Annotated in this window: 10 protein-coding genes; 7 read left to right on the top strand and 3 right to left on the bottom strand. The window is 42.1% G+C overall.

Features of this window, described 5'->3' with window-relative positions; translation table 11 throughout:
- Positions 1 to 344: 344 nt before the first annotated feature.
- The 7 genes from ACR0QN_RS13545 to ACR0QN_RS13515 all read left to right on the top strand — a co-directional run bounded on the left by ACR0QN_RS13545 (position 345) and on the right by ACR0QN_RS13515 (position 7,332).
- Entirely contained in the window at positions 345 to 614 is a 270-nt protein-coding gene (locus ACR0QN_RS13545; protein WP_432651755.1) for a hypothetical protein, read from the top strand.
- Positions 615 to 957: 343 nt separating this feature from the next.
- Positions 958 to 1,269, top strand: coding sequence for a hypothetical protein (locus ACR0QN_RS13540; RefSeq protein ID WP_432651754.1), 312 nt, complete (start codon positions 958 to 960; stop codon positions 1,267 to 1,269).
- Between the two features lie 10 nt (positions 1,270 to 1,279).
- A complete protein-coding gene (locus ACR0QN_RS13535; protein WP_432651753.1) occupies positions 1,280 to 1,753 on the top strand; it encodes a hypothetical protein in 474 nt (157 codons plus the stop codon).
- A 181-nt stretch (positions 1,754 to 1,934) separates the two neighbouring features.
- Positions 1,935 to 3,221, top strand: coding sequence for an O-acetylhomoserine aminocarboxypropyltransferase/cysteine synthase family protein (locus ACR0QN_RS13530; RefSeq protein ID WP_432651752.1), 1,287 nt, complete (start codon positions 1,935 to 1,937; stop codon positions 3,219 to 3,221).
- A 20-nt stretch (positions 3,222 to 3,241) separates the two neighbouring features.
- The gene (locus tag ACR0QN_RS13525; RefSeq protein WP_432651751.1) at positions 3,242 to 4,249 is read left to right on the top strand and encodes a PLP-dependent cysteine synthase family protein; all 1,008 of its coding nucleotides are present in this window, start codon (positions 3,242 to 3,244) and stop codon (positions 4,247 to 4,249) included.
- A complete protein-coding gene (locus ACR0QN_RS13520; protein WP_432651750.1) occupies positions 4,242 to 5,141 on the top strand; it encodes a radical SAM protein in 900 nt (299 codons plus the stop codon). The genes ACR0QN_RS13525 and ACR0QN_RS13520 overlap by 8 nt, the downstream gene beginning before the upstream one ends.
- Before the next feature lie 13 nt (positions 5,142 to 5,154).
- Positions 5,155 to 7,332, top strand: a complete 2,178-nt coding sequence (locus tag ACR0QN_RS13515) for a Tex family protein (protein ID WP_432651749.1) — start codon at positions 5,155 to 5,157, stop codon at positions 7,330 to 7,332.
- A gap of 40 nt (positions 7,333 to 7,372) precedes the next feature.
- Here the strand turns inward: ACR0QN_RS13515 and ACR0QN_RS13510 are convergent, their stop codons facing one another.
- From ACR0QN_RS13510 to ACR0QN_RS13500, 3 genes are all read right to left on the bottom strand, one after another.
- Positions 7,373 to 7,810, bottom strand: coding sequence for an RrF2 family transcriptional regulator (locus ACR0QN_RS13510; protein ID WP_432651748.1), 438 nt, complete (start codon positions 7,808 to 7,810; stop codon positions 7,373 to 7,375).
- Positions 7,811 to 7,890: 80 nt separating this feature from the next.
- Positions 7,891 to 8,388: a preQ(1) synthase gene (gene queF, locus ACR0QN_RS13505; protein ID WP_432651747.1), complete on the bottom strand. Its 498-nt coding sequence runs from the start codon at positions 8,386 to 8,388 to the stop codon at positions 7,891 to 7,893.
- A gap of 109 nt (positions 8,389 to 8,497) precedes the next feature.
- A partial coding sequence (locus ACR0QN_RS13500; RefSeq protein WP_432651746.1) for a hypothetical protein occupies positions 8,498 to 8,756 on the bottom strand: 259 nt, incomplete at its 5' end.

Here is an 8,756-nt window from a genome sequence, read left to right as displayed (position 1 = left end):
TTGTGGTTATTAACATTATACCATATTGGAGCTTTTATTGTACTATTTTTTTCCATTTTTCAAAAAAATTCTGCTCGTTTTTCCCTTACCTACGTTGTTCCTTTGGATTTGATACTTGCTTTTTGGGGAAACTTAAAGTATATTTAATTGCTGATGACAATTTTTTTTGATGAACATATAATATCCTTTGTTAATTATTAACAATCATTAAACATATGCATATATTCAAAACGATAAATTTGTCTTTCAAAGTTATTCTTGACAAATAGCTTTAGCTGTGATATTCTCTTGGTGTAACAGGGTATCATTATTTCTGATTTAAAATAATATCAAGAGGTGATCATATGAAAAAATACGAAATACTCGCAAATTACGTGTATAATCGGCGTGAATACCTTGAGCAGGATATTAAACAGCTGCAAGAAAATTTGCGCTACCGAACAATATCTCAAATTGATTGTTTAGAACTTATTATTGCCGAAGAACGGCTCAAAATGTTTATTGAAGTAACATCCGACATTCGGCATATACTTGGATTGGACAATCCAGCTAATATTGAAAGTGAAGAGAATTTTTCGAATATTACAAGAAAGAAAGAGTCTAATTTCACATAACTTTGATTATGCGAAATTAGCTTGTTTTTAAGGACTGTTTAACTTTAATTATGGGGAATCGGCTTGCTGATATATTAAATACCACCTGCTTTGTGCTAATACGAAATTAACAATTATTATAACTCTTGACAAATATGAATATTTAGCTTATAATGTTTATGAAAAAACGTGGAAGTTTTACCTTAACTTGACGTAATTAACTTAAAGAAATCAAACATTTTGGTAGGAGGTATAATAAAATGATTAATTTATCTGGCTTTTTATTGATATTGACCCGCCTCAAGCCACAAACAACTTTAATATGAGAGTAGATTCTAATAATGTGATCACTTTATCAGACAGTATGAAAAGAAATACAGCTCAAAAAAGCATTCAGATAATGTGTTCTGAAACCGGAAATCAAATTGCTGTTATTCCTTCTGAAAATGGAAGATTGAAAATTAAATCTAATGGTAAAATTGATACAAAAAATATAAGTGAATTCCTGAAATCTAAAAAAATAAAACTTCCGGCAAAATATACAGCTGAATGGGATAAGGATAGTTGTCTGTGGCTTTGCACTTATTCGGGCGATTATATTCTTCGAAAGCCTGCAAACAGAGAAATGCCTCGTGCTAAAAAAAGAGAATGGCAAGCCCTGCAAAGACGAAAATAAACTGATAAAAATGAATTATGAAGCAATCAAAGAGTTCTGCATAAAAGACAAAACAAAATTAGAAACAGACGATAAAATGGATGCTTGTTTTGAAGGATATTTATATGCTATTCGGACATATTCTCCCAAATATGGAAAATTTAAGGAATATTCCGAATATTGTATGAAAACCTATATAAAAAAAATCAAAAAACAATTGCAGCTTCAAAAGCAAGCTGAAATGTATGATTTTTCACTTAACAGATCTATCACATATAATTCAAACGAAAAGTTTGGAAATGTATTCTTTGCTGACCCGACCGAACAGTTTCAGAGCCTTGAAATAAAACTTTGTATTTCAGATCTTGATTTAATTTCAAAGCAAATATGCTGTTATCTGTTTAAGGGTTATTCAAAGGAAGAGATCTGCAGTTTTTTGAATATTACTGACGACATATTCAGCATATACAAGATAAAACTGCAAAATCATTTTTCAAAAATATGATTGGATCTAATAAACGGCGAAAAGCAGCGGCAGAAATGTTGCTGCTTTTCACCGTTTATTAGATCTACATTGATTATCGTAAGAATTTTTTAGAAAAAATTGACTTAATAACAAAACTATGGTATAATATAAGGAAATATACTGAGTATTTCAGCACAAAAAATAATCGGAGGTCAATAACGTGAAAGAAATCAAAAATACTGCCAAAATCGAAACCAAATGCCTGCACTCGGGCTATACTCCAAAAAACGGCGAACCACGTGTAATGCCAATTGTTCAGAGCACTACATATGTTTACGACTCCACAAATTCCGTTGCAGACGTGTTTGACGACCCGACCCTGAGCCTTATATACTCACGTTTTGAAAACCCCACCACAGACTGCGTTGAGAAGAAGATAGCTGCTCTTGAGGGCGGTGCTGCGGCAATGTGCACATCAAGCGGTCAGGCGGCTTCCCTTCTGTCTATCCTTAACATCTGCGAGGCAGGAGACAGCTTTATCGCTTCTTCCTCTATCTATGGAGGAACCGTCAATCTTTTCGGCTTCACTCTTAAAAAAATGGGCATTGAGTGCATCTGGGTTGATGTAAACGCAACTCCCGAGGAGCTTGACTCTGCTTTCAAGCCTAACACTAAGGCTGTTTTCGGTGAGACTATCGCCAATCCCGCACTTACTGTATTTGATATAGAAATGTGGGCAAATGCCGCTCATAAGCACAATGTTCCACTTATTGTTGACAATACTTTTGCTACGCCTTATTTATGCAGACCTATCGAATGGGGCGCTGATATTGTTGTTCACTCCACCTCAAAGTATATGGACGGTCACGCTGTTCAGGTGGGCGGAGTTATTGTTGACAGCGGCAAATTCAACTGGGATAATGGCAAATTCCCCTGCCTTTCCGAACCTGACGAGAGCTACCACGGAACAGTCTACACCAAGCAGTACCCTGCCGCTCCATACATTACCAAGGCAAGAATGCAGCTTATGAGAGATTTCGGCTGCTATCCTGCCGCTCACTCCTCGTTCCTATTAAATCTCGGTCTTGAGACACTTGCTGTACGTATGCCCGTTTATTGCAGCAATGCCCTCAAAGCGGCAGAATTTATTGCTTCATCGGATAAGGTAGAAGCTGTATACTATCCCGGTCTTAAAACAGATAAATACCATAGCCTTGCCGAAAAGTATCTTCCTCTCGGCACAAGCGGCGTTATTTCTTTCTCAATAAAGGGCGGACGTGACGCAGCTGTAAGATTTATGGACTCTCTTGAGCTTGCTTCCAACGAAGTTCACGTTGCGGATATCCGCACCTGTGTTCTTCACCCTGCTTCCGCAACTCACCGTCAGCTTTCCGACGAGCAGCTTGTTGCGGCAGGAATTGACGGCGGACTTATCCGTCTTTCTGTGGGACTTGAGAACATTGACGATATACTTGCCGATCTGAAACAGGCTTTCGATAAAATGTAATAAGAGGTACACCTACTCAAATGAATACAGATAAATTCAGCGGTATCGAGGGGCTTATCGGAAAAACTCCCCTGCTTGAGATACGCTACACTTACAAAGACCGTCCCGGCAGGATATTTGCCAAGGCGGAATATCTGAATATGACAGGCAGCATCAAGGACAGAGTTGCCTTTCATATTCTGAAAAGAGCTTATGAGAATGACGCTATATCCCCCACCGATGTGATATGCGAAGCTACAAGCGGCAATACGGGCATAGCATTCTCGGCTATCGGAAGTTACCTTGGTCACAAGGTCATTATCTATATGCCCGACTGGATGAGTGCCGAGCGAATAAATCTTATGAAAAGCTTCGGAGCAGAGGTTCGTCTCGTTTCAAGAGAGCAGGGCGGATTTTTAGGCTCTATCGCCCTTACGGAAGAACTTGCAAAGCAGGGTAACGTGTTTCTCCCCTGCCAGTTTTCGAACGAGGACAATACCGAAGCACATATGATTTACACCGGCGAGGAAATATCCCGTCAGCTTGCTGCTCTCGGACTTAAAGCAGACGGCGTTGTTGCGGGCGTTGGAACGGGCGGCACTGTAATGGGTATCGGCAAGCGGCTTAAAGAGGATAACCCCGAATGCAAGATCTACCCCCTTGAACCGCTTAACTCCCCCACCCTTTCAACAGGCTATAAGGTTGGCAAACATCGCATACAAGGCATTTCCGACGAGTTTATCCCACCTATCCTGAAGCTTGAGGAGACGGATAAGGTTATTTCCGTTGACGATATCGACTCAATAATTATGGCTCAGACCCTTTCAAGACGTTTTGGCATAGGTGTTGGCATATCCTCGGGCGCAAATATGCTGGGCTGTATCCTTGCACGTGAACAGCTGGGGGCTGACAGTACCGTTGTCACAGTTTTTGCGGACGATAATAAAAAATATCTCTCCACCGATTATTCCGAAGAACACGCTGTAAAGGATAATTATCTGACCCGTGATATCCTGCTTACCGATGTTATTGCACACAAATATGAATAACATTCTTAAATGCTGCACTCTCTGCCCGAGAGAATGCAAAGCGGACAGGGAAATATCGGCAGGAATTTGCTGCGGAGGACTGCTTCCCCGTGCCGCAAAGGCTTATCTTCATATGTGGGAGGAGCCCTGCATTTCGGGCACAAGAGGATCGGGAACGGTTTTCTTTTCGGGGTGCAGCTTAAAATGCTGCTTCTGTCAGAATTATAAAATTTCTGCCGAGAATTTCGGCAAAGAGATTACCACTCACAGGCTTGCGGAAATTTTCCTTGAGCTTCAGGAAAAGGGCGCTCATAACATCAATCTTGTAAGCCCCACTCATTATGTGCCGCAGATAATTTCCGCACTTGACCAATGCGGTCACAGTCTCCATATCCCCGTTGCCTACAACAGCGGCGGATATGAAAAGACGGAGACTCTTGAACTGCTTAGTGGGTATGTGGATATTTTTATGCCCGACCTAAAATATTTCAGCCCTGAGCTTTCGGAAAAATATTCCTCTGCTCCCGATTATTTTGAATATGCTTCAAAAGCGGTCTCGAAAATGATAGAGCTTGCGGGAAAGCCCGTAATTGATAAAAACGGCATAATGAAAAAGGGCGTTATCATCAGGCATATGGTGCTGCCTTCCCACCGGAATGATTCCGAAGCGGTCCTCAGGGAAATTGACAGGCTTTTTGACAAGGAAAGCTTTCTTCTCAGCCTTATGAGCCAGTATACACCTTTTTACAAAAGCTCCGAGCATAAAGAAATAAACCGCAGGATATCCACCTATGAATACAACAAGGTGGCAGAGCTTGCAGCCGAGCTTGGCTTCAAGGGATATATGCAGGAGCGCTCCTCCGCCAAAGAGGAATATACTCCCGATTTTGACCTTATCGGGATAGATAAATGAAAGGAAACATAAAATGGAAATAAACGTACAGCTTCACAACGAATTTAATGTCAGACAGGACTACATTGACAATATAATCAACTTCCTCGACAGCGGCTGCACCGTGCCCTTTATCGCCCGTTACCGAAAGGAATATCACGGCACTCTTGACGATCAGACCATAAGACTTATCTCCGAAAGGCTGACATATCTTAGAAATCTGGACAAGCGCCGCAGCGAAATTATCAATTCCATAACCGAACAGGGAAAAATGACACCCGAGCTTGAAGCTGCCATTGCAGGCGCTTCGGTTCTGGTCGAGCTTGAGGATATTTACCGTCCTTTCAAGCAGAAACGCCGCACAAGAGCGTCGGTGGCAAAGGAAAAGGGACTTGAGCCTTTAGCGGTGTTCATTCTTGAACAGTCTCCGAAAGCTGACCCCGAAAAAGAAGCTGAGAAATATATTGACGCCGAAAAAGGCGTTGAGACTGCCGAGGATGCCATTACCGGCGCATGCGATATTATTGCCGAAAATGTCTCAGATGACGCTGAACTCAGAAAGCGGCTCAGAAAGCAGTATAACGCCCGTGGCTTTGTAAATTCCGCAGGAGACGAGGAAAAGGACCCCGAGGGAACTTACAGAAATTACTACGAATTTTCTGAGCCTGTGAGCAAAATAGCAGGACACAGGATACTTGCTCTTGACAGAGGAGAGCGTGAAGAAAAGCTCAAAGTATCGGTAACACTTCCCGAGGGAGACGCTGAAAGGGTCATTCTCGGAGCATATAAAAAAAGCCCCTGCAAATGTGCGGAGCTTGTGGAAGCTGCCTGCCTTGACAGCTGGAAACGTCTCATTGCTCCATCTGTGGAGCGTGAGATACGTGCGGAGCTTACCGACAAGGCAAGCGAGTCGGCAATTAAAGTATTCTCCTCAAATCTTCGTCAGCTTCTTATGCAGCCTCCCGTTAAAGACAGCATTACTCTTGGAGTTGACCCCGGTTTCAGGACAGGCTGCAAGCTTGCGGTGGTTGACGGAACGGGCAAGGTGCTTGACACAGGCGTGGCATACATTACCACAAATGAGAAATTCAAAATTGAACAGGGCAAGCAGAAAATAATACAGCTTATTGAAAAATACAATGTGACCACCATTGCCATAGGAAATGGAACGGCTTCACGTGAGTCCGAGCAGATAGTTTCGGAAATAATCAAGGGTATTGACAGAAAAGTATCATATATGGTGATCTCCGAGGCAGGCGCATCTGTTTATTCGGCTTCAAAGCTTGCCGCAGAGGAGTTTCCCGATTATGACGTATCACTTAGAAGCGCAGTTTCAATTGCACGAAGATTACAGGACCCTCTTGCGGAGCTTGTTAAGATAGACCCAAAATCCATCGGAGTTGGACAGTATCAACACGATATGCCCAAAGCACGTCTTGACGAAGCTTTAGGCGGCGTTGTTGAGGACTGCGTAAACTCGGTGGGCGTTGATCTGAATACGGCTTCACAGTCGCTGCTCACCTACATTTCGGGCATAAATTCGGGAGTTGCGAAAAATATCGTTGCATATCGTGAGGAAAACGGTGCATTTACCGACAGAAAGCAGCTTATGAAGGTGCCAAAGCTTGGAGCAAAGGCATTTGAGCAATGTGCAGGCTTTTTAAGAGTTCCTATGGGGAAAAATCCCCTTGACAATACCTCTGTTCACCCCGAAAGCTACAAGGCGGCTGCAGAGCTTATGGACATCTGCGGCTTTACCCTTGCAGACATCGGCAGCGAGAAGATGAACGATATCTCCGCAGCAGCGGATAAGATAGGCGTGCAGTCCATTTCGGAAAAGATCGGCGTGGGCGTTCCTACCATACGTGATATCCTCAAAGAGCTTGCCAAGCCGGGACGTGACCCTCGAGACGAACTGCCCCCTCCCCTGCTCAGAAGCGGCGATGTTATGGAGCTTAAAGACCTTAAACCGGGTATGGAGCTAATGGGAACAATCAGAAATATAACCGATTTCGGCTGCTTTGTGGACTGCGGCGTTCACGAGGACGGACTTGTGCATATTTCCCAGATATGCAACAGATTTATAAAGCACCCTCTTGAAGCTGTTAAGGTCGGCGATGTTGTCAAGGTATGGGTACTTGAGGTCGATATGAAGCGCAAGAGAATTTCTCTTACTATGAGACCCGACAGAGCACCTAAATCAATAGATTAAAATAAAAACTCGGGAGAAGCAGTTATTCTCCCGAGTTTTTTCATATCACATAATCATTTGAAGTAATGCTCTTTGAATGATTTACAATATCCTCGATAGTGATGTTATCCACCACATAGGTAATTGCATCATAAAGCTTCTGCCATACAAAAAGAGTAGCACACTCACCTGCTCTTTCACACTGGTTGACGTTATCCTCAAGACAGGAAACTGGAGCAAGATTGCCCTCAGTAAGCCTAAGTATCATACCGATGGTGTAGTATTTAGGCGGATTTGTCAGCTTGTAGCCTCCCTGTGCGCCACGAACGCTTTTTACAAATCCCGCACGGCTAAGAAGGATAACTATTTGTTCAAGATATTTAACACTTATATCCTGGTTTTTAGCAATGTCTTTGAGCGGGATTGCAGCGCCTGTGTCATTCATAGCAAGATCGCACATCATTCTAAGAGCATAGCGGCCCTTTGTTGATATTTTCATTGCATCAAGTCCCTTCTTTTATACTAATCATAGCAGATTACTATTATTATAACTCAAAAGGAAGCTGATGTCAATAGGTTTCAGCGATTATCCACCTTTTCCGGGTACATATCGTGCTCGCTCAGCCTGCGAAAAGCCATCTCTTCGAACTTTGTTCCTTTTCTTCCGTAATTGCAGTAGGGGTCAATGGAAATTCCGCCTCGTGGCGTGAATTTTCCCCATACTTCAATATATTTGGGATCCATAAGCTTAATGAGATCCTTCATAATTATATTAACGCAGTCCTCGTGAAAATCGCCGTGATTTCTGAAGCTGAAAAGATACAGTTTAAGGGATTTTGATTCTACCATTTTTATATCGGGAATGTATGAGATATAAATTGTTGCAAAATCGGGCTGTCCTGTGATAGGGCAAAGGCTTGTAAATTCGGGACAATTGAATTTAACGAAATAATCATTATCCTGATGCTTGTTTACAAAAGTTTCCAAAACCTCGGGTGCATAATCGTCGGGGTATTTTGTTTTCTGATTTCCGAGCAGTGTTATGCCCTGTTTTTCCTCTGCAGTTCTGCCTTCCATTATTTAATATACCGTCCTTTCTGATAAAACAATAACCGCCCGAAGGCGGTTATTCGGTTTATTTTATTATACCCTAAAATGCTGCATATGTCAAGTTGTATTGTTTATTTTAAGTTTCCCCAAAATTCAGCCTTGACGCATCCGAATCAGAAAACAGAGACAATTGAGTGCTACAATCGGGCAAAGAAAAGAATGTGCCAATACCCGATTTAACCGTTTTTAAGATTACAAAAATACCGTCGGCAACAGCATAATATAAAAAATCGGGTACACCAAATAAACGCTTAGAAACTTGAATAATTTCCGCACGTAGTTTTATGTTTTCTGATTTGCCCGATATTTCAGAGATATACCCGATAGCAATCGTA

This window comes from Huintestinicola sp. (assembly GCF_050874005.1).
Taxonomy (GTDB): Bacteria; Bacillota; Clostridia; order Oscillospirales; family Ruminococcaceae; genus Huintestinicola.
This window is presented reverse-complemented; position numbering and strand designations above follow the sequence as displayed.